This is a genomic window from Streptomyces camponoticapitis (assembly GCF_014646115.1).
Lineage (GTDB): Bacteria > Actinomycetota > Actinomycetes > Streptomycetales > Streptomycetaceae > Streptomyces > Streptomyces camponoticapitis.
This window is the reverse complement of the sequence record NZ_BMMV01000033.1, coordinates 1-19623: the sequence shown is the minus strand read 5'-3', so window position 1 is coordinate 19623 and position 19623 is coordinate 1. Positions and strand designations below refer to the sequence as shown.

19 protein-coding genes are annotated in these 19623 nt (G+C 71.1%); 1 reads left to right on the top strand and 18 read right to left on the bottom strand.

All coding sequences use genetic code 11. The features are described 5' to 3' along the window. Nucleotides 1-45: 45 nt before the first annotated feature. The 17 genes from IEY79_RS33630 to IEY79_RS33555 form a co-directional block, all read right to left on the bottom strand. Nucleotides 46-1515, bottom strand: a complete 1470-nt coding sequence (locus IEY79_RS33630; RefSeq protein WP_189111495.1) for an FAD-dependent monooxygenase — start codon at nucleotides 1513-1515, stop codon at nucleotides 46-48. Between the two features lie 286 nt (nucleotides 1516-1801). Continuing rightward, nucleotides 1802-2674, bottom strand: a complete 873-nt coding sequence (locus IEY79_RS33625) for an alpha/beta hydrolase (protein ID WP_189111445.1) — start codon at nucleotides 2672-2674, stop codon at nucleotides 1802-1804. Then, complete coding sequence (locus IEY79_RS33620) at nucleotides 2671-3942, bottom strand: MFS transporter (protein ID WP_189111444.1); 1272 nt, start codon at nucleotides 3940-3942, stop codon at nucleotides 2671-2673. Before IEY79_RS33620 ends, IEY79_RS33625 begins: the two co-directional genes overlap by 4 nt. A gap of 76 nt (nucleotides 3943-4018) precedes the next feature. Then, complete coding sequence (locus IEY79_RS38115; RefSeq protein ID WP_268240658.1) at nucleotides 4019-4153, bottom strand: hypothetical protein; 135 nt, start codon at nucleotides 4151-4153, stop codon at nucleotides 4019-4021. Continuing rightward, nucleotides 4150-4890, bottom strand: a complete 741-nt coding sequence (locus tag IEY79_RS33615) for a hypothetical protein (RefSeq protein WP_189111443.1) — start codon at nucleotides 4888-4890, stop codon at nucleotides 4150-4152. Before IEY79_RS33615 ends, IEY79_RS38115 begins: the two co-directional genes overlap by 4 nt. Next, nucleotides 4887-6431, bottom strand: coding sequence for an acyl-CoA carboxylase subunit beta (locus tag IEY79_RS33610; protein ID WP_229701354.1), 1545 nt, complete (start codon nucleotides 6429-6431; stop codon nucleotides 4887-4889). The genes IEY79_RS33615 and IEY79_RS33610 overlap by 4 nt, the downstream gene beginning before the upstream one ends. Before the next feature lie 18 nt (nucleotides 6432-6449). Further along, on the bottom strand, nucleotides 6450-7223 hold the full coding sequence (locus IEY79_RS33605) for a 4'-phosphopantetheinyl transferase family protein (protein ID WP_189111442.1): 774 nt from the start codon (nucleotides 7221-7223) through the stop codon (nucleotides 6450-6452). A gap of 65 nt (nucleotides 7224-7288) precedes the next feature. Next, nucleotides 7289-7861 carry an acyl carrier protein gene (locus IEY79_RS33600; RefSeq protein ID WP_189111441.1) on the bottom strand — a complete coding sequence of 191 codons (573 nt, stop codon included), beginning with the start codon at nucleotides 7859-7861 and terminating at the stop codon, nucleotides 7289-7291. 15 nt (nucleotides 7862-7876) lie between these two features. Next, nucleotides 7877-9400: an MFS transporter gene (locus tag IEY79_RS33595; protein ID WP_229701353.1), complete on the bottom strand. Its 1524-nt coding sequence runs from the start codon at nucleotides 9398-9400 to the stop codon at nucleotides 7877-7879. Between the two features lie 97 nt (nucleotides 9401-9497). Next, entirely contained in the window at nucleotides 9498-11981 is a 2484-nt protein-coding gene (locus IEY79_RS33590; protein ID WP_189111440.1) for an SDR family oxidoreductase, read from the bottom strand. Between the two features lie 2 nt (nucleotides 11982-11983). After that, nucleotides 11984-12952 (bottom strand): aromatase/cyclase, encoded by a 969-nt coding sequence (locus IEY79_RS33585; RefSeq protein ID WP_189111439.1) that lies wholly within the window; start codon nucleotides 12950-12952, stop codon nucleotides 11984-11986. A gap of 41 nt (nucleotides 12953-12993) precedes the next feature. Beyond that, the gene (fabG, locus tag IEY79_RS33580) at nucleotides 12994-13779 is read right to left on the bottom strand and encodes a 3-oxoacyl-ACP reductase FabG (protein ID WP_189111438.1); all 786 of its coding nucleotides are present in this window, start codon (nucleotides 13777-13779) and stop codon (nucleotides 12994-12996) included. A gap of 151 nt (nucleotides 13780-13930) precedes the next feature. After that, entirely contained in the window at nucleotides 13931-14200 is a 270-nt protein-coding gene (locus IEY79_RS33575) for an acyl carrier protein (protein ID WP_189111437.1), read from the bottom strand. A 118-nt stretch (nucleotides 14201-14318) separates the two neighbouring features. Continuing rightward, nucleotides 14319-15530 (bottom strand): ketosynthase chain-length factor, encoded by a 1212-nt coding sequence (locus IEY79_RS33570; protein ID WP_189111436.1) that lies wholly within the window; start codon nucleotides 15528-15530, stop codon nucleotides 14319-14321. After that, nucleotides 15527-16798: a beta-ketoacyl-[acyl-carrier-protein] synthase family protein gene (locus tag IEY79_RS33565; RefSeq protein ID WP_189111435.1), complete on the bottom strand. Its 1272-nt coding sequence runs from the start codon at nucleotides 16796-16798 to the stop codon at nucleotides 15527-15529. Before IEY79_RS33565 ends, IEY79_RS33570 begins: the two co-directional genes overlap by 4 nt. Then, nucleotides 16795-17079 carry a TcmI family type II polyketide cyclase gene (locus IEY79_RS33560; protein ID WP_229701352.1) on the bottom strand — a complete coding sequence of 95 codons (285 nt, stop codon included), beginning with the start codon at nucleotides 17077-17079 and terminating at the stop codon, nucleotides 16795-16797. The genes IEY79_RS33565 and IEY79_RS33560 overlap by 4 nt, the downstream gene beginning before the upstream one ends. Before the next feature lie 80 nt (nucleotides 17080-17159). Continuing rightward, the gene (locus IEY79_RS33555; RefSeq protein ID WP_189111433.1) at nucleotides 17160-17843 is read right to left on the bottom strand and encodes a TetR/AcrR family transcriptional regulator; all 684 of its coding nucleotides are present in this window, start codon (nucleotides 17841-17843) and stop codon (nucleotides 17160-17162) included. Nucleotides 17844-18308: 465 nt separating this feature from the next. On the opposite strand from IEY79_RS33555, the gene IEY79_RS33550 reads away from it, so the two are divergent. Beyond that, on the top strand, nucleotides 18309-19256 hold the full coding sequence (locus IEY79_RS33550; protein ID WP_189111507.1) for a hypothetical protein: 948 nt from the start codon (nucleotides 18309-18311) through the stop codon (nucleotides 19254-19256). Between the two features lie 69 nt (nucleotides 19257-19325). On the opposite strand, the gene IEY79_RS33545 is transcribed toward IEY79_RS33550, so the two are convergent. Next, nucleotides 19326-19623: transposase (locus IEY79_RS33545; protein ID WP_189111432.1), on the bottom strand; the 298-nt coding region annotated here is incomplete at its 5' end.

The window sequence follows — 19623 nt, the reverse complement described above, 5'->3', positions numbered from 1 at the left end:
GTCCCGTTTCGGCGGGGACGTCGGCCCCCAACGGCCCACCGCCCGCTAGCGGGACGGCCCGAACCAGCGCTCCAGCGCCATCGGGAGGTCGCTGTGGCTGCCCGGAGCGGCCCACCCGACGTAACCGTCGGGGCGGATCAGCAGGGCGCCGGAGCCGGCCAGGGGGCTGCCCTCGGCGACGCCGTGCGGCGCCGCCGTCACCACGTCGATCCGGTCCGTCCAGCCCCGGGCGCGGTCACGCAGCACCGCGTTGTCGCCGAGGTCGAGCAGCACACCGCGCCCGGCGTGCAGCAGCTCGGTGCTGCTGGTCTTGACGTTCTCCCCGATCAGCTCCAGGTGCGGCATCCTGCGGCCCAGCAGCGGATGCGAGCCGCCGCCCACGTCGTAACGGATCTCCAGACCGCTGACCATGCCCGCGAGGTGCCGGCTGACCTCCTCGTACCCGATCAGCTCCCGCAGCACGTCACGCAGCGGCTGGACCTCCGAACCGCTGAGGAAGAGCAGGCCCTGGGCCTGAGTGTTCATCAGCAGCCGCTTGCCCACCGGGTGCCGCTCGGAGTGGTACGTGTCGAGCAGGCTCTCCGGGGCCTTGCCGCGCACCACCGCGGCCAGCTTCCACCCGAGGTTCACCGCGTCCTGGATGCTGGTGTTCATGCCCTGGCCGCCGGCCGGCAGATGGATGTGCGCCGAGTCGCCGGCGAGGATGACCCGGCCCCGGCGGTACTCGGTGACCTGCCGGGTGGCGTTGCCGAAGGCGCTGACCCACACCGGCTCGCCGTGCGAGATGTCGTCGCCGGTCACGCGCTTCCAGCCGTCGGCGACCTCGGAGTAGGCCGGCGCCTCGGTACGGCGCTGGGGCGGGTTGCCGCGCTCGCAGAGGATGAGCCGGGTGATGCCGCCACCGAGCTTGCCGATCATGACCATGCCGCCCGGCAGCGTCTCGCCGATCATCCGCGGTTCGAGGTCGAGCCCCTTCACATCGGCCAGGAACATCTCCATGGTCGACGCGGTCCCGGGGAAGTCGAAGCCGGCGGCCTTGCGCACCATGCTGCGGCCCCCGTCACAGCCCACCAGATACCCGGCGCGCAGTGTCTCGACGCCGTCCGGGCCCCGGACCTCGATCTCGACGCCGTCCGCGTCGTCGGTGAAGGACAGCACCTCGTGGCCGCGCCGCAGGTCCACACCGAGCTCGCCGACCCACTCCTCCAGCTTCGCCTCCGTCTGGGACTGGGGCACCGTCTTCGCGGCCTGGTGCGCGCCGTCCAGCACGCTGAAGTCGACGGGCAGGCCGCCGAAGTGGCCCTGGGTGCTTATCTCGATGTCCCCGAAGCGGGGCAGCAGCCCGCGCTGGTCGAAGACCTCCATCGTGCGGGTGGTGAAGCCCAGTCCGCGCGACTCCCCGCTCCGTTCCGAGCGGCTCTCCAGCGCGATGACATCCGCACCCGCGAGTTTGAGTTCGGCCGCGAGCATCAGACCGGCCGGGCCGGCACCCACGACAACAACAGCGGCGTCCATGTATTTCTCCTTGGCCATCGTCGGAACTTCCTTCAAGGGAGATGGAATTGGCGGCAAGGCCCTGGGCGGCCGCCGGATCGCACGTCGGTGGGGAAGACAGCGCGGCGAAATATGACACCCAGACTCTTCGGTTCTCAGGTCGAGTTCAAGGGACCGCGGATCAGATCCCGGTGAAGTTTCCTCAGATACGCGCAGCCGGCCGAAAGAACGTGACGCGTATGTCAGAGGAAGGTCAGAGGCACGTCAGAGGAGTGTCGGGCCCCGCGCCTCCGGGCACGTCGCGCGTTCAATGACGCGACAGCGCGACCTGGCGCTCCAGAAGGCATTCCTCCAGAAAGGCGAGAGCGCGCAGATGGTACGAACGGGCCGCCCAGCCGAGACTTATGTTGTGGCCCGCGTTCGGCAGCCGGTCAACGACCACGCGTGAAGAACTCAGCAGCCCCGTCAGCGCGACGATTTCCTCGTCGCTGTGACGCCACCACAGTTCGTGTTCGGCGAAGGTGAAGCGGACCGGTGCCCGGATGCTCGCGGCGATCTCGGGGAACCGCTGCGGCCAGGTGTGCGCCTCGCGCGCCTCCAGGGCGGGCACCCGGGCCACCAACGGGCCGCTGAGCCTGAAGGCGTTGGGCGGATAGAGCCTGAGCACACCCCAGTTCAGCCGCCAGTTGCCATGGGCGCCGGTGGTCGGCAACTGGGCCGTCTCCACGGCGTAACGGTGTCCGCAGCCGGAGATGTCCAGCCCGATCAGCTCGACCCCCTGCTGAGCGGCGGCGGTCAGGGCGAGTTTGCCGCCGAAGGAGTGGGCGATCATGAGGAACCCGGCGCCCGTGTCGTACCGGTTGGCGAAGTCCGCCAGCCCCGCGTGCAGGGTGAGGGCCTGTTCCCCCAGGGTCTGCCCTTCCGGCAGCCGCCGCGCCGACCCGCCGTAACCGGGGCGGTCCACGGCGAGCACGGTCCAGCCCAGCCGCGCGCCGAGTTCCAGCAGCGACTGGCCCGGGGCGGCCCGGCCGTCGAAGTAGCCGGCCCGCATGCCGCCGCCGTGCACGGCGACCACCACGGCCCGCGAGGGTGTGTGGCGCGGTTCGGCGAGCAGCGCCGACAGGGGGATGCCGTCGGCGTTCAGGGTGATCTCACGGACTTCCGGTGTGTCGTCGTTCATGCCGCGTCTCCGTTCTTCTCAAGGCCGGCGACCGGCCTGGTGGGGCGGTGTCGATCAGGGTGGAACGCGCCCGCCGTGACGAGTGGCGGCGCCGGCCGGACCGCCCCGACCGCGAGCAGCACGGCCCCGGCGAGCAGCGCCGCGGCCAGGAACCCCGCCCGGAGCGAGGTCGCCCCCACCAGCGGCCACACCAGCAGCGGCGAGACGAACTGGCCGGTGAACGCGGCGGTCCCCGACAGGGCGGTGGCCCGGGCGCGCGTACCGGGCGGAGCGCCCTCACCGATCAGTACGGTCAGCGTGGGCACCGCCACCCCCATGCCGAGCCCGAACAGCGCGGGAGCGGCGGCCAGCGGCGCCACGTGCTGCGCCGTACCGGCCACCAGCAGCCCCGCCACCCACGCCGCCGCGGCCACCCGGAGCAGTCCGGCGTAGTCGAACCGCCGCCGCAGCCGTACATAGACCAGACCGGCCACCGCGCCGCTCAGCGAGGTGGCCATGGTGTAGCAGGCGACGAGAAACGGCCGCTCGACACCCACCTGCGCCAGCCGCTGCGGCAGAAAGACCGCGAGCACGTACAGAAGCAGCGAGCTGACGAACGACACCGCGTAGAGCCCCCACACCCGCACGGGCAACAGGCGCAGCAGCCGCACCGTGTTCCCGCGACCGGCACCGCGCTCGGCGGCCGGGACCGAGGGCAGCACCCACAGCATCGCCACACCGACCGGCAGACCGACCAGATAGACCGCGAAGGGGCTGTGCCAGGAGATCCCGCCGAGCGCGCCGCCCAGCAGCGGCCACACGATGCCGCCGAAGCTGATGGCCGTCGAACGCCGGCCGATCACCCGGTCCCGCTCGGCCCCCTGATAGAGCGTCAGCAGGGCCACCGTGGAACCGGTGAACACCGCCGCGGCGCCCACGCCGAAGACGAGCCTGCTGATGATCAGCGCGGTGTACGACTCGACGAACAGGCCCGCGCCGCCCGCGAGTCCGTACACGAGCAGCCCCGTGACCAGTGGCGCGCGCAGCCCCCAGCGGTCGATCGACCAGCCCGCGAGCGGACCGGCCACCGCGATCGACAGCGCGTGCGCGGTGAGCAGCAGCCCCGCCGCGGTGGAGCCGATACCGAGGTCGTCACGGATCAGCGCCAGGACGGGGACGAGTACCGTCCCCGCCATGACGGTGAGGGTGGAGGCGAACAGGAGCACGGCCGGTGCCGCTCGGCCGATGGTGCCGGTCGTGCCGGTCCTCGCCTGGCCCTTCGCGGTCATGGATTCCCTCACTTCCCTACGGGTCTCAGAACCCCTCCGCGTGGCCGCGCCCGCTCTCGCGCGCCGCTCGCGCCGCTCAGTCGATGCCGCGGATGATGTGCGTGTCCGCCGGATATTCGTCGTCCTCCCCGGCGAGTCCGGGCGGTGGCGCCGCGCGGTGTTCCTCGGCGGTCGGACCGGAAAGGTGTCGTTCCGGAGCTTCGGTGCTCAACTCTCTCCTCCTCCTTGGGGGCCCGCTCTCCGCGAGCCGGGTTCCTTGCCGTTCTCGCCGGCCGCGCCGGGCCGCGCGGGCCGCGCCGGGGCTTCCACCTCGGCCGCCACCGTGCACAACAGGTACTCCGGCGGGGCGACCTCAAGACGGGCTATCTCCTCCTGTCCCTCGGTGATCCGCGGGTCGCGCATCCAGGAGCAGTACGCGAACTCGTTGACCCACATGGGGTAGTTGATGAACGTCGTGCCGTCCTGGCTGAGATAGGGCGTCGCGGAGATGAAGCCGGGATGGTGCCGCTTCCACTCACCGCTGCGCGCCAGCAGGCCCGTCACCTCGACGGCCGACTCGTGGCCGCTCAGATGCCGGGTGGCCACGGCCACCACGCCCGGCTCCTCCGCCGCCTGCGGGCCCTCGATGCCCGGCGCCGGGGTGCCGGTGAACACGGTGGCGGCCAGCACCCCCGGACGGCCGGCGATGGTCGGCAGCACACCGTCGGCGGGCCGGCTGCGGAACGACGAGTGATAGTCCTCCTCACTCGTCCACTGGCCCCGGTTGACGACGGTGCCGCCGTCGAGGCTCACATGCACCCGGGCCGAGACGAACCCCTCGGTGTGCCGCACCCAGCGGGTCACCTCTTCGGTGAGGATCCCGACCAGCTCGGCGGCGGTGCCGGGGCCGTCCACCCGCAGCACCCCGAACGTCACGAACCCGGCCGCCGGGCGGTCCCGGCCCCTCACTGCGGCGGGTTGCCGTGCTTGCGGCAGGGCACGTCGGCGTGTTTGGCGTGCAGCATCGCCAACGAGCGGATCAGGATCTTGCGGGTGTCGCGCGGGTCGATCACGTCGTCGACCAGGCCACGCTCCGCGGCGTAGTACGGATGCATCAGCTCCGCCTTGTACTCCTTGATCTTCTGCTGCCGGACGGCCTCCGGGTCGTCCGCGGCGGCGATCTCCCGGCGGAAGATGACGTTCGCGGCGCCCTCCGCGCCCATGACGGCGATCTCGTTGCCGGGCCAGGCCAGCGCCAGGTCCGCGCCGATCGAGCGGGAGTCCATCACGATGTACGCGCCGCCGTACGCCTTGCGCAGCACCAGCGAGATCCGCGGCACCGTCGCGTTGCAGTACGCGTAGAGCAGCTTCGCGCCGCGCCGGATGATGCCGTTGTGCTCCTGGTCGACACCGGGCAGGAAGCCCGGCACGTCGACCAGCGTCACCAGCGGCACGTTGAACGCGTCGCACCACTGCACGAACCGGGCCCCCTTCTCGGACGCCTCGATGTCCAGCACCCCCGCCATCGAGCCCGGGTTGTTCGCGACGATGCCGACGACCTGCCCGTCCAGCCGGGTCAGCGCGCAGACCAGATTGGTCGCCCATGCCGGATGCACCTCGAAGCACTCGCCGTCGTCGACGATCTCCTCGATGACGGCCCGTACGTCGTAGGAACGCCCCGACTCGGTGGGGACGATGTCGAGCAGCGCCTCCGTGGTGCGGTCCGCCGGGTCGTCGGTTCTGACGACCGGGGGCAGTTCGCGGTTGTTCGACGGCAGCAGCGACAGCAGGAAGCGCACGTCCTCCAGGCACGTCTCCTCGTCGTCGTACGGGAAGTGCGCCACACCGGACACCGAGGCGTGCACGTCCGCGCCGCCCAGCGCGTTCTGGGTGATCTCCTCACCGGTCACCGCGCGCACCACGTCCGGCCCGGTGATGAACATCTGCGAGGTGTCCCGGACCATGAACACGAAGTCGGTGAGCGCCGGCGAGTACGCGGCGCCGCCCGCGCACGGGCCGAGCATCACCGAGATCTGCGGGATCACCCCCGAGGAACGGGTGTTGCGCTGGAAGATCCCGCCGTAGCCGGCGAGCGCCAGCACCCCCTCCTGAATACGCGCGCCCGCCCCGTCGTTGAGCGACACCAGCGGGGCGCCGGCCGCCTCGGCGAGGTCCATCACCTTGTGGATCTTCTGCGCGTGCGCCTCGCCCAGCGCCCCGCCGAAGATGCGGAAGTCATGCGCGTAGACGAAGACGGTACGGCCGTGCACGGTGCCCCAGCCCGTCACCACACCATCGGTGTAGGGCTTCTTGCTCTCCAGTCCGAAGCCGGACGCCCGGTGCCTGCGCAGGGGTTCGACCTCGTTGAACGAACCCTTGTCCAGGAGCAGGTCGATACGCTCGCGCGCCGTCAACTTGCCCTTCTCGTGCTGTACTTCGGTGGCGCGCTCGCTCGGTCCGCCGCGCGCCGCCTCCTTGAGCTGGCTCAACTCGTTCAATTGCTGCTGCACAACCTGCTCCTTCACGATCTACGCGGCGGACGACTGCGCGTCCGGACCGTCGTCGGACTCCACGGCACCGCCGAGGAGGAGACTGTTCATGGGCAGCCGACGGACCGACGCCGAAACCGGCCCGGTCCCCAGGAGAGCGGCGGCGCCGTGGTGGCGCGGACCGCACGGAACGTCGAGGATCGTCCAGCCCTCCGGCCTCCTGCCGGTGTCCGAACCGAGATAGTCCAGGGACGGCTCCCGCCCCAGACCGGTGCCAAGGCCCTTGAGATAGGCCTCCTTTCGCGTCCAGATCCGGCCGAACCCGTCCGGGCGTGCCTCTCGCGGCAGCGCGGCCAGCTCCGCCCGTTCGTCGGTGTGCAGCGCTCTGGCGCAGACCTCGGCGGTCTCCTCGCGCGGATGCCGCTCCACGTCCACGCCCACCGGGACCCCGGCCACTCCCATCAGCGCCACACCTGAACTGTGCGAGAGGGAGAAATGCAGCGGGGGCTCCGCCGACAGGACGCCCGGCGACGCCACCGGCCGGACCGCCGGCCGTCCGTGCGCGCCGCCGCAACCCGGACAGGGCTCGCGGAAGAACACCACGTCGCGGGGGTGGATCCCCAGATACGACGCCAGCACCCGGCGCAGCGCGATGTGCGCCGAGAGATAGAGCACCGAGTCGGCGGGCCGGAGGAACGCGGCGCCCCGGCCGCGCTCCGCGTCGCTCAGCTCGGACCGGTCCAGCGAACCGGCGATACGGTCGTATTTCGGCAGCCGCAGCAGCCACAGGTCCAGACGCCCATCCCCCGCCATGGGCGCCGCGATCGGGCCGGGCCGTCCGGTCCCCTCAGGTACGGCGCTGCCGGTGCGACTCGCGTTCACAGCGAGCCCGTCGTCCCGGCTCTCGCGTCCGGAGCTGTGGGGGCGCCGGACGGCTTCGCGGTGTGCCGTCCCCGGTTCCCGGCGTTCCTCGCGTGGACCGAGTCACCCGGACCGAGTTGTCCGGCGAGGCAGTCGATCAGCTCGGCGGCGCTGTTGGCGAGCAGGAGTTGCTGGAGGTTCACCTCGACCTGAAGGGCGGCCTCCAGTTGGCTCTGGATCTGCAGCCCGGCGATGGAACCCACGCCCAGGGCGTTCATCGTGCTGCCGGTCGTCTCGATGTCCGACGGCGGAACGCGCAGCACCCGGCCGAGCTCCTGACGGACCAACTCCTCGATGATCCGGGTGCGTTCGGCCGACGGGAGCTCGGCGAGCACGTCCCGGTCGGGCACGGTGACCTCGGGGCCGAGGATGTCCGCGTCCCAGACGCCGTCCTCGTCGTCGAAGTCGAAGTCGTACTCGTCGTCGTAGCCGTCGTCATAGGCGTACGCGTACGTGTCGGAGTAGTCGTCGTCGAGGTCGGTGCCGGAGCCGTCGAGGGGCGTGACGGACAGAATCTGTTGGAGGCTCATGTGATTCCTTTCAGGTCACGGTGTGCGAGGAGGTACGGGGGCGGAGAGAGCGGATTCGGAGCCGGGCTCGGAGGCGGGTGCGGACGCGGGCGGGCGCTCACGCGTACGCGGGAACAGCCCGGACAGACCGACGAGGAACCCCAGCGCGCCGACACCGGTGATCAGGAGGACCGCCGGCCGGTAGCTCTCCAGGACCGCCGGTTCCAAGGCGCCGGCGGGCGCCACGTCGCCGGCCAGCAGGGTCGCGACCAGCGCGATCATCACGACCGCGGCCGCCTGCACCGCCGTCTGGTAGACCCCGCCCGCCATGCCCCGCCCGGCCGCCGGTGCGCCTGCGGTGGCCTGCGCGTTCAACGCCGCGAAGGTGAGTACGAAGCCCGCCCCGACCAGCAGCAGCGCCGGCAGGACGTCGTACGCGTAATCGGTCGGCGCGGACAGGCGCAGGAACCAGAGATGGCCCAGCAGCGGCGGCAGCGCGCCGAGAGCGATCAGCCTGGGGGCGCCGAACTTGCTGACCATGCGCCCCGAGAGCAGCGCGGTCGCCGCCAGCGGGGCGCTCGCGGGCAGCAGCGCGAGTCCGGTGTGCAGCGGGCCCCAGCCGAGCCGTGTCTGAAGGTGGAAGGTGATGACGAACAGCAGCCCGAGATATGAGCCGTTGAGCGCGGCCGCCCCCAGGGCGGAACGGATCAGAGCCCGGTTCACCCACGCCCCCGCCCCCACCAGCGGCCGGGACGCCCGGCGTTCGACGGCGAGGAAGACGCTGAACAGCGTCGCGGCCAGGGCGCCGAGGCCGAGCACACGCGCACCGCCCCAGCCCGCCCCGGGCACGGCCGCGATCGCGAACGCGAGCGCGGCGAGGGTGCCCGTGAAACTGAGCGCCGCGGCCACACCGTAGTGTCGTGGCCCCGCCGCCTCCGGTTCGTCGGAGGGGATCAGCCGCAATCCGAAGACGAACAGCAGCAGCACCACGGGGGCGGGGAAGACCAGCGTCCAGCGCCAGCTGATCTCGGTGAGCACACCGGACAACAGCAGCCCGGCGGTGAAACCCCCGGCGCCGAAGAGGGTGTACACGGACAGCGCGCGACCGCGCTCACGCCCCTCCGCGAAGGCGGTGCTGATGATGGCCAGCCCCGTCGGCGCGGTCAGCGCGGCGCAGAAGCCCTTGACGAAGCGGGTGGCGATCAGCAGCGCCGGATCGCTCGTCACCCCCGCCACCAGGGACGCGGCGGCGAAGACGAGCAGCGCGGCCAGATACACCCGCCGCCGGCCGAGCAGCGCCACCACCCGGCCGCCGAACAGCATCAGACCGCCGAAGCCCAGCGCGAAACCGCTCATCGTCCACTGCAACACGGTCAGGGAGAGACCCAGGCCGGCGCCGATCGAAGGCATCGCCACGACCATCACGGACACTTCGAGGGCGTCGATGAGCATGTTTCCCGCCAGTACGGCGAGCAGCCCCCACAGCCGTGGACTCACCGCCGTGGGGGCCGCCGCCGGGGCGATCGCGGCGGTGCCGGTGGATGTTCTGTACGACGTCAAGGTCCTCTCCCGGATCGGTTGGAGCGGAAACGCGACAGGGCCGGCCGCGATGACGCGGTCGGCCCTGTCGGCGCGGCGGAGAGCCGCTCGGACGGACTCACCCCAGCAGCGTGCCGCCGGTGGCGTCCACGAACGAGCCGGTGACCCAACGGGCCTCGTCGGACGCGAGGAAGGCCACCACGTCGGCGATGTCCTCCGGCTCACCGACCCGGCCGAGAGCCGACAGCTGCGCCATCTGCTCGACCACCTCGGGCATGTCGAAGACCGGGTTGCCGTTACGGGTGATGCCCGGCGCCACGCTGTTGATGGTGATGTTGCGCGGGCCCAGGTGCTTGGCGAAGTGCAGCGCCAGCTGGTCCACGGCGCCCTTGGTCATCGCGTAGGCGATCTCCTGCGGATTGGCGCAACGGGTCAGTCCGGAGGTGATGTTGATGATCCGGCCACCGTTCGGGATGTTCTTGAGCGCGCGCTGGATGAGGAAGAACGGCGCCTTGGCGTTCACCGCGAACAGCCGGTCGAACTGGTCCGGGGTGGTCTCCTCGGGAGCGACACCGCCCATCACACCCGCGTTGTTGACCAGGATGTTCAGCTCGGTCGAACCGGTGCGCTCCTTCAGCCCCCGCTCCAGGCCCACGAACAGCTCGTGGACGTCTCCGGGGACACCCAGCTCCGCCTGGACCGCGAAGGCGCGCCCGCCGTCCTTCTCGATCGAGGCGACGACCTCTTCGGCGGCGTCCGCGCGACTGGTGTAGTGGACGGCGACCAGCGCGCCCTCCCGCGCCAGCCGTACGGCCGTCGCCCGGCCCATGCCCCGGCTCGAACCCGTGACCAGAGCTGTCTTGCCCGTGAGCCTGCCCATGTCGTTTCTCCCAGTGTCGATGGATGGCCCGGCGAATGACGGACCGGTGAAAGATCCGGCCGACGCTCCGGCCGGTCGTGTCTCGACGGCGACGGCGACGGCGACGGCCTCGGCCGTGACCGGGGCCGCGGCCGGTCCCGCCGCCGTGCTCGCGGTCCGGGGCTCCGGGGCGCCCGGCGCGCCGAACCACCGCTCCAGGGCGGTCACCAGGCCGTCCGTCCCGGGTCCGGTGTGCACGATGTGCCCGTCCGGCCGCACCAGGACGACACCGGCGCCCGCCAGCGGGCCGCCGCGCCGCAGACCGGCCGCGACGGTCACGACGCGGTCCGCCCAGGGCTCGGCGACCGCGCGCAGGCCGTCGCCCCGTGAGCCGTCCGAGGTGTCCGGCCCGGCGGACGGCCCGGCGTCCCCCGGGCCGTCCGCCGGCCCGCTCTCGTCGAGGACCAGCAACACACCACGCCCGGTGCGGAGTTGAGCCGTCGTGCTGCTCTCCCCCCGCTCCGTGCGCAGTGGGACGTCCGGCAGCCGCGCGCCGAGCAGCGGGTGGTCGCCCGGCCCGACGTCGTAACGGATGTCTAGCCCGGTGATGGTCCCGGCCAGATGCCCGCGGACCCGCGGCCGGTCGATGAGCTCACCGAAGACCGTACGGATCGCCTCGACCTCGGGGCTGCCGAGCAGCAGCATCGCCTGCGCCTTGATGTGGGACAGCGCGCGGCGGCCGACCGCGTGCCGCTCGGTGTGGTAGCTGTCGAGCAGCTCGCCGGACGAGGGCCGGACGAGTTCCAGGGCCAGCTTCCAGCCGAGATTGACGGCGTCCTGGAGTCCCAGGTTGAGGGACTGGCCGCCGATCGGCATCTGCTGGTGCGCGGCGTCGCCGGCGAACAGCACCCGCCCCTCGCGGTAGCGCACGACCTGCCGGCTGGCGTCACCGAAGGCGTTGACCCACAGAGGTGTGCCGTGTCCGATGGACTCGCCCGTGACCCGCTTCCAGATCCCGACGATCTCCTCGAACTCCGGCTCCCCGGTGCGGGGTTCCGCCGTCCGGCCGAACTCGTGCACCATCACCCGGGTGACGCCGTCGGCGCGCCGCGCCGCGATGGCGAGCCCCTTCTCCAGCCGTTCGAAGCGCCGGTCGGGGATCTCGACACCCGCCACATCGGCCCGGATCAGCTCGCGTCCGGCTCCCTGTCCGGGCGCCGGAGTCCCGGTCAGACGGCGTACGGCGCTGTCCTCACCGTCGCACCCGACCACATAGCGCCCCCGTACCCGCACCGTCCCGCCGGGGCCGGCGGCCTCCGCCTCGACGTGGTCCTCCGCGACGCTCAGTGCCACCACTTCGTGGCCGCGCCGCAACTCCGCGCCGAGCGAGAGGGCCCACTCCTGGAGGACTTCCTCGGTCCGCGTCTGCGGGACCTTCCACTGGCCCGGGTAGCGGCTGCTCGACGTCAGATCGAGAGGCAGTCCGCCGAAGTGCCCACGGGGCTCGGTCGGCGGGCTGCCGAACTTCTCCAGCAGCCCGCGACTGTCGAGGATCTCCATGGTGCGGGCGTGCAGGGTGGAGGCGCGCGACTCCGTCGTCGGGGCCGTCCTGCTCTCCAGCACGATCACCTCGGCCCCGCCGAGACGCAGTTCACCCGCGAGCATCAGCCCGACGGGTCCGGCGCCCACCACGATGACCTGGGTCTGAAGGACCTCACTCTGCTCCGGCTTCTGCCCCCGCATGGTCAGGCCCGCTGTTCTGCGTAGTTCTTGGCGTGGCCGAGGGTGGCGCGGCTGTTGGTGCTGAGCGCGGTGTGGACGTACTCCTTGGCGTCGCCGACGGTGGCGTCCGGACCGAGGACGCGCGCGATGTTCTCGGTGTTGATGACGACGGTGTGCTGCGAGGTCGCGGCGACCACGGTCCGGCCGCCGATCTCGTGCTGGTTCTCGTTGAAGGTCCAGTGGCCGGTGTGGAGGGTCATGAGCGCCGGCAGGGTGACCTGCTTGTAGGCGATCTTGTGGTGGGGGAAGGTGACCCGGTAGGACTTGGTGGTGTGGGTCGAGCCGTCCTTGGCGCGGGTGTCCATCTCCAGGGTCTGGAGGCCGGGGGTGTCTTCCTCCAGACGGACGGTCGCGACGTGGGGGAGACGTTCGTTCCAGAGGCCGGCTTCGTTGATGAAGTCGTAGACGTCCTTGGCGGAGCCGTTGATGTGGACGGTGTCCTCGAAGGAGAAGGTGAGTTCGTCGGCCTGGTGCGCGGCCTCGACGTTGGTCTTGAGAGCGGCGAGTTCGGAGCGCGAGTTGCGGTCGACCGCCTCGTCTATCCACGCCAGGTCGGCGGGGTTGTCGTCGATGGCGGTGTAGTCGTGGAGAAGCCGGATCCTGGACTCGTCCGCGGTGACGGGTTCGATGATCCAGGTGCCGCCCATGGTGGCGACGGGCGGTGTGGAGATCTCCTGGCGGAAGGTGATGCGCAGCGCGTCGGGGTCCAGGGTGCGGCGTGAGGTCCAGTTCTTGGGCTCGCCGTTGGCGGTGGCCCAGATGCGGATGCGTTCGTGCGCCTCGCCCTGTTCGACGTGGTCCACGTGGATGGTCGGGGGGAAGATACGGGGCCAGTTCTCGACGTCGGCGATGAGCTGGTAGACGGTTGCGGCGGGGGCGGAGACGGTGATCTCGTGTTCGACTTCGCGCGGGCCGGGGCCGGTCTGGGACATGCGCGTACTCCCTTTGTGGTGGTGGGGCCGGTGGGGTCGGGTCAGAAGTTGCCGAGGCCGCCGCAGACGTTCAGGGCCTGCGCGGTGATGGAGGCGGCCGTGTCGGTGGCGAGGTAGCCGACGAGGCCGGCGACCTCCTCGGGGGTGGAGTAGCGGCCGAGGGGGATCTTGGACTGGAACTTGGTGAGGATGGCGTCCTCGGTGGTGTCGTAGGCGCTGGCGTAGCCCTGGCGGACGCGCTGCGCCATGGGGGTCTCGACGTACCCGGGGCAGACGGCGTTGACGGTGATGCCGGTGGGGGCGAGCTCGTTGCCGAGCGCCTTGGTGAAGCCGACGACGCCGTGCTTGGAGGCGGAGTAGGGGGCGCCGAGGACCACGCCCTGCTTTCCCGCCGTGGAGGCGATGTTGATGATGCGGCCGCGGTCGCTGTGGCGCATACGGCCGGTGTTGAGGACTTCGCGGGTGAGCCGGAAGACGCTGTTGAGGTTGGTGTCGATGACGTCGTCCCACAGCTCGTCGGTCAGGTCGGCGGTGATGCCGCCGCCGCTGCGTCCGGCGTTGTTGACGAGGACGTCGACGGGTCCGTAACGGGCCACGGCCGCCTCCACGAACGCGGTGACGGAGGCGCTGTCACGCACGTCGAGGACGGTTCCGTCGACGTCGAGGCCCTCCTCGCGCAGCTGCTTGACGGTCGAGGTGATGTTCTCGGCGTTGCGCGCGCCGATGAACACCCGGTGGTTCTGGGAGGCGAGCAGCCGGGCGACGGCGAGACCGATCCCGCTCGTGGCACCCGAAACCAGAGCAACACGCTTCTCCTGCTGCGACATGACTTCACTTCTCCAAACGACGTTGATGCGTGATGAGGGCTGTTGACGGGTCGCCGCGGGTGGAAGGGCGCGCGGCGGGGCGGCGGCCCGTGGCCGTCCGGGCCCTGTTGGGGAGGGAGCCCGGACGGCCACGGCTGCCGCTTCGGCACGGTCAGGCCGCGGCGGGGACTTCGAGGTGGGTGTTGACGGCGGCGATCAGCGCCCGCGGCGTCCGGTTCTCGGTCAGCGCCTCGTCGTCGAGCGTGATGCCGTACTCGCGCTCTATCCGGCCGCCGGTCTCCAGCAGAGCCAGCGACTCGTAACCGAGCTCCTCGAAGTCGGTGTCGAGGATGTCGCCGTTCAGGTCGACGCCCTCCTCCTCGCCCGCACCCTCCAGGAGAATGCGCTTGAGGTCCTCGATGGTGAAGGTGTTCGTGGCCATGGCTGTCCCTTCGGACTGTCGTTCGTGGGTGATGGGTGGAGCTGGTGCGTCCGCGACACGGCGGGGCGCACCGACCGGCCGCCGAGGGGCGGCCGGTGGCATACGGCGCGACGCGGTCTCAGCGCGCGTCGCGGATCACGGCGGCGGAGTTGAAACCGCCCTCGCCGCGTGCGAGTACGAGCACGGCGCGCACCGCGGCGGTACGCGGCCGGCCCGTCACCAGGTCCAGGTCGTACTCGGCCGACTGCTCGACGTTGGTGGTCGGCGGGATCAGCCCCTCCTCGATGGCGAGCAGGGCCGTGGCCACATCGAGCGGGGCCGCGCCGGAGTAGAGCCGGCCGGTCATCGTCTTGGGCGCGGTGACCGGGACGCCGCTCGGGCCGAAGACCGCGGTGATCGCCTCGGCCTCCGTACGGTCCTGCTCCGGTACGGCGGCGGCGTCGGCGAACACCACGTCGATGTCCCCCGGCTCGGCCTCCGCGTCCGCCAGCGCCAGTTCGATGGCCTTGCGCAGACCGGGCGGCCGGCCGCTGCCGGGCTTCGGGTCGAAGGTCGTTCCGTAACCGGCGAACTCGCCGTAGACCCTGGCGCCCCGGTCGCGGGCGCCGTCCGCGTTCTCCATGATGAGGATCGCGCCGCCCTCGCCCGGCACATGACCGCCGGCTTCCGCGTCGAAGGGCAGATAGGCCCGGTCGGGGTGGTCGTTCGTGCTCAGCCGCCCACCGGCGATCTGCGCCACCCAGCCCCAGGGGCAGATCGAGGCGTCGATGGAGCCAGTGACGATGAGCCGGGTGCCCTTGCGGATCTGCCGCCGGGCGTGCGCGAGCGCGTCGAGCCCGCCGGCCTGGTCGCTGACGACCACGCCGCTGGGGCCCTTCATACCGTTACGGATCGAGATCTGGCCGCTGTTCACCGCGTAGAACCAGGCGAAGGACTGGTACGCGCTGACATGCTTGCTGCCCAGGCTCCACAGCTTCCGGAGCTCGTTCTGGCCGAACTCGAAGCCGCCCGACGAACTCGCCGTCACCACGCCCATGTCGTAGTCGCTCATGTCGCCCGGCCGTACCCCCGCGTCGGCGAGGGCCCAGTCGGTGGCGGCGAGCGCGATCTGGGTCATCCGGTCGGTCTGCGGCAGCAGCCTGCCCGGCAGATGCCTCTCCGCGTCGAACCCCTTGATCTCACCCGCGAGTTGGGAGGGATACCGTGCGGGGTCGAAGCGGGTGATCCGGCCGATGCCGGTCTTGCCGCCGCGGGTGGCGGCCCAGTACTCCTCGGCGCCGGTCCCGTTGGGGGCCGCGATGCCGAGGCCGGTGACGACTACCTTCGTCATGCCACGCTCCTGTCGGGACGGGCCAGCACCATGGCGCTCTGGAAGCCGCCGAAACCGCTGCCGACGGAGAGCACGGTGTCCGTACGGTGCTCCCGCGCCGTCAACGGCACGTAGTCCAGGTCGCATTCGGGGTCCGGCGTGTGCAGATTGGCGGTCGGCGGCACCACGTGGTGCTCCATCGCCAGCGCGGACGCGGCGATCTCGATCGAGCCGATCGCCCCCAGGGAGTGGCCCACCATGGACTTGATGGAGCTCACCGGCGTCCGGTACGCGTGATCGCCCAGGCTCTTCTTGAACGCGGCCGTCTCGTGGCGGTCGTTCTGCTTCGTACCGGAGCCGTGCGCGTTGATGTAGTCGACCGAATCGGCCGGCAGCCGGGCCTCGCCCAGCGCCACCCGGATGGCCTCGGCCATCTCGTTGCCGTCGGGCCGCAGACCGGTCATGTGGAAGGCGTTGCAGCGTGAGGCGTAGCCGGCGATCTCCGCGTAGATGTGCGCCCCCCGCCGCCGCGCGGACTCCAGCTCCTCCAGGACGAACACGGCCGAACCCTCGCCCAGCACAAAGCCGTTGCGCGTGCCGTCGAACGGCCGGGAGGCGTGCTCCGCGTCGTCGTTGCGTGCCGTGGTGGCCTTGATCGCGTCGAAGCACGCCATGGTGATCGGCGAGATCGGCGCGTCCGAGGCACCCGTGACCATCACATCGGCCGTGCCCTCGCGGATCACGTCGACCGCGTGGCCCACCGAGTCGATGCCCGATGTACAGCCGGTGGAGACCACGGTTGCCGGGCCCTCGGCCCCCACCTCCCAGGCGACCTCGGCCGCGAAGGAGCTCGGTACGAAGTGGTTGTAGAGGTGCGGGACGGCGTAGTGGTGGTCGACCAGGTCGAGCCGGCCGCCGTCGCTGACGACCCGGTACTCCTGGTCCAGGCCCATCGTCGCGCCGACCGCACTGCCGATGGTCACCCCCATCCGGTGCGGGTCGACGCCCGCGAAGTCCAGCCCGCTGTCGGCGACCGCCTCGCGCGCGGAGAGCACCGCGAGCAGCGCGGCCCGGTCCATCCGCCGGATCTCGTGCGGCGAGAACCCATGGGCCTCCGGATCGAAGTCGATCTCCGCCGCCACCTGCGAACGGAACTGCGACGGGTCGAAGAACGTGATTCCGCGGGTGGCGGTGCGGCCCTCGCTCAGCAAGGACCAGAAGTTCTTGCGGCCTATCCCACCCGGGGCGGTGACACCTATTCCCGTGATCACCACTCGACGATGTGTCACGCCTTCGCCTCCCAGTTGTAGAAACGCCTGGCCATGGCATCCTTCGGGGACCGCCGAGTGGCCGGGTCGTAAGCATCGATAAGGGGCTTCAGTTCGTCACTGATCCGTATGGAGCGAGAATTCGACTTCGCCTCCTCGATCAGCCGGCCGCCGTTGTCGTCGTCGAAATCCCGGAGGTGAAAATGGGGCCCCCGGTACGCGAAGAGCCGCCGCCGCCGCGTACCCGTCCGGTGCGGCATTTCTGTGGCGTCGAAATCCCCGATCAGACGGGCGACGTCCACGCTCGGATCAACATCCGTCCGAGCCACGGTCAGCGTGCTGTGCCTCACTCGTCTCTCCTTCGGACAGGGACCGTTCCGGTTCACGCGCTCGCGTCCGGCGACGGCCGGTCGGCCGGCCGGTAGAGGCTGAGGAAGTCCCGCACACCGTCGGTGATGTGCTGCTCGATCTCCCGGTCGCCGAGCGGCACGGTCCCGTGGAACGTCCGCTGGACGATCCCGGTGGAGGTCAGCAGGATGAAACGGCCCGCCGCCAGGTCCGCGTCGCCGTCCTCGATGGCCAGCACTCCCTCCTCGGACAGCCGCTGCAGATGGCGGGCCAGCTCGCGCCGGGCCGGCCGCGGTCCGGCGTTCTGCCAGATCTCCATGACTATCTGCGGGAGGACCGACACCTCCGCCGAGATCCGCCGCACCAGGGCGAAGTGGTCCGGATAGTCGGCGATCGGCGACTGCCAGGCGAGACCGAAGGCGATCAGATCGGGTTCGAGATCCGTGATCCGGGTGAGGTGCCGCTCGGCGATCGCGGTGAGCGCCGCCGACACCGACGCGGTGCTCTCCAGCAGGACACCGAGGAAGAGCTGCTCCTTGTCCTTGTAGTACCGGCGCACCGTGCTCGCGTCGACTCCGGCCTCGGCCGCCACGGCCTCGGTGTCGGAGCGCTGCCAGCCCTCCCGGGCGAAGACGCGCAGCGCGCTGCGCGCGATGGCCCGGCGCTCATGGGCCGGGCCCGCGTGCGGTACCTGGATCGTTGCTTCCTGCGTAGCCATCAGCGGCTCCTCCGAATGGTTTCGTTGGTCGGTCGTCGGTCACCGACCGGAAGAGGCGCGGACGGAGTCGCTGTGGTCCGGCGAGCGCGGCGCGCGGCATTCACCGGGGATTCAGCACACGTCGGCGGACGGTATTCAATAGCCTCTTCGGGGCGGCAGCCCGCGTCAAGCGGTCCACTTTCAGAGCTGTGTGAATTCGACGTCAGAACGGTGTGCGGTCTGCGGAATCGTGAACTCTCCGCCGACCGGGCACAGTTCGAAGGACGTTAGCCACGACTCTCTTCGCTCGTACGGCCCCGGTCAAGATCCGGCCCTACAGGGAAATGTCAAATCACGTCAGAGTCATGGCAGATGGAAAGTGCCTGCGAAATCGGTGTCAAGTGTCCTGCAACTCCCGGTGGCTCGGTTGCCCGGGTCGAACTCCCGAACTAGCGTGGCGACAATTCGACTGAGGGGGAGTCCGCCATGCGTAACCACACGATTCGTGCCGCCGCGGCGACAGCGGTGTGCGGGGGAGCCGGCTGCGCGACCCGGGAGGCATCGGGGCTGGTCCGCCGACGTGCCGAGGCCGGGCGCCGGCTGTGCCCGGGGTGCGAGAGACGGCTGCTGGCCGAACTGAAGGCGGCGGCGGGGCTGTACGAGGAGTGCGGGCGGCTGCTCGGCGGCTCCGACCAGCCGCGCGAGAGGACGAGTGGGGGGCCGCTGCCGGGCATGCCGTTCAACATGGCGGCGGCCGAGGCCCGTTCGGCGTTCGCCTCGACCCTCTGGACCTGGGTCGGGCTGGTCGTCGAGGAGCGGCGTCTCAGCGCCCCGCCCCGCTCGGTCGACGCGCTCGCGCAATTCCTCACGCGGCACGCCGACTGGCTGGGCGCGCACGACGCCGCCGGTGATCTCTCCGAGGAGCTGGCGCGGGTCGTACGCCGTGCCCGCCGGGTGATCGACCCCTCGGAGGCGCGCCGGGTGCCGATCGGGGTCTGCGTCGAGGAGTCCTGTGCCGGCTCCCTGGCCGCCCGCGTCGATCCGCGGAAGCCGCAGGTCCCCGCCGAGATCATCTGCGACGCCGACCCGGCCCACCGCTGGCTCGGCCACGAGTGGCTACAGCTCAGCCACCGCATCAACTCCCGCCGTGCGAAGGCCTCCTCACCGACGCCGGGCCGATCGGCGGCCGGGCGGTCCGCCGAGGACGCACGGCCGGACGCCGGGTCGGACGCGCGGGCCGACTCCCCGTCGGACACCCGCTGGGTCAGCGCGGCCGACATAGCCCGCCTGTGGGGCATCGCGCCGGGCAGCGTCTACCGCCACGCGAGCGAGCGCCGCTGGCGCCGCAGCACCCGTGCCGGGCGCACCTACTACCACGACTCCGATGTACGTCAGACGCTCGACCGCGCGGGTCGTGGCGCGACCGCCCGCTGACCCGCGCGCACCGGACACGACCGCGACGACGACGCCGGTGGCCCGTACCGGACACCCGGACGCTGTTGGTTAATTCGGGCCTCGCTTCGCCCCGTCGACTGGTTGGTCGGCGGGGCGAAGTGCTGCGAAGTGACTGGTGCGAGTGCGGGCCCGGGGCGTTTCGGTGAGGTGCGCGTCGATCCGGGTGAGGTTGATCGCAGCGCCGGTGAGCTGGTGCTGGAGGCTGGTCTTCGCAAGGCCGCGGTAGCGGGATCTGCGCAGGCCGCAGCGGTGGATGCCTTGCGCGATGGTCCCCTCGTCCCCGGCGCGGATCTTGTAGCGCTCCTTCCAGGCATCGGTCTGCTGCTCGGCTCTGGCGGCCCGTAGC

Coding starts and splice junctions, on each gene's coding strand:
- IEY79_RS33630 (WP_189111495.1), bottom strand. CDS start 1,515: ATGGACGCCGCTGTTGTTGTCGTGGGTGCCGGCCCGGCCGGTCTGATG.
- IEY79_RS33625 (WP_189111445.1), bottom strand. CDS start 2,674: ATGAACGACGACACACCGGAAGTCCGTGAGATCACCCTGAACGCCGAC.
- IEY79_RS33620 (WP_189111444.1), bottom strand. CDS start 3,942: ATGACCGCGAAGGGCCAGGCGAGGACCGGCACGACCGGCACCATCGGC.
- IEY79_RS33605 (WP_189111442.1), bottom strand. CDS start 7,223: ATGGCGGGGGATGGGCGTCTGGACCTGTGGCTGCTGCGGCTGCCGAAA.
- IEY79_RS33600 (WP_189111441.1), bottom strand. CDS start 7,861: ATGAGCCTCCAACAGATTCTGTCCGTCACGCCCCTCGACGGCTCCGGC.
- IEY79_RS33590 (WP_189111440.1), bottom strand. CDS start 11,981: ATGCGGGGGCAGAAGCCGGAGCAGAGTGAGGTCCTTCAGACCCAGGTC.
- IEY79_RS33585 (WP_189111439.1), bottom strand. CDS start 12,952: ATGTCCCAGACCGGCCCCGGCCCGCGCGAAGTCGAACACGAGATCACC.
- fabG (WP_189111438.1), bottom strand. CDS start 13,779: ATGTCGCAGCAGGAGAAGCGTGTTGCTCTGGTTTCGGGTGCCACGAGC.
- IEY79_RS33575 (WP_189111437.1), bottom strand. CDS start 14,200: ATGGCCACGAACACCTTCACCATCGAGGACCTCAAGCGCATTCTCCTG.
- IEY79_RS33570 (WP_189111436.1), bottom strand. CDS start 15,530: ATGACGAAGGTAGTCGTCACCGGCCTCGGCATCGCGGCCCCCAACGGG.
- IEY79_RS33555 (WP_189111433.1), bottom strand. CDS start 17,843: ATGGCTACGCAGGAAGCAACGATCCAGGTACCGCACGCGGGCCCGGCC.
- IEY79_RS33550 (WP_189111507.1), top strand. CDS start 18,309: ATGCGTAACCACACGATTCGTGCCGCCGCGGCGACAGCGGTGTGCGGG.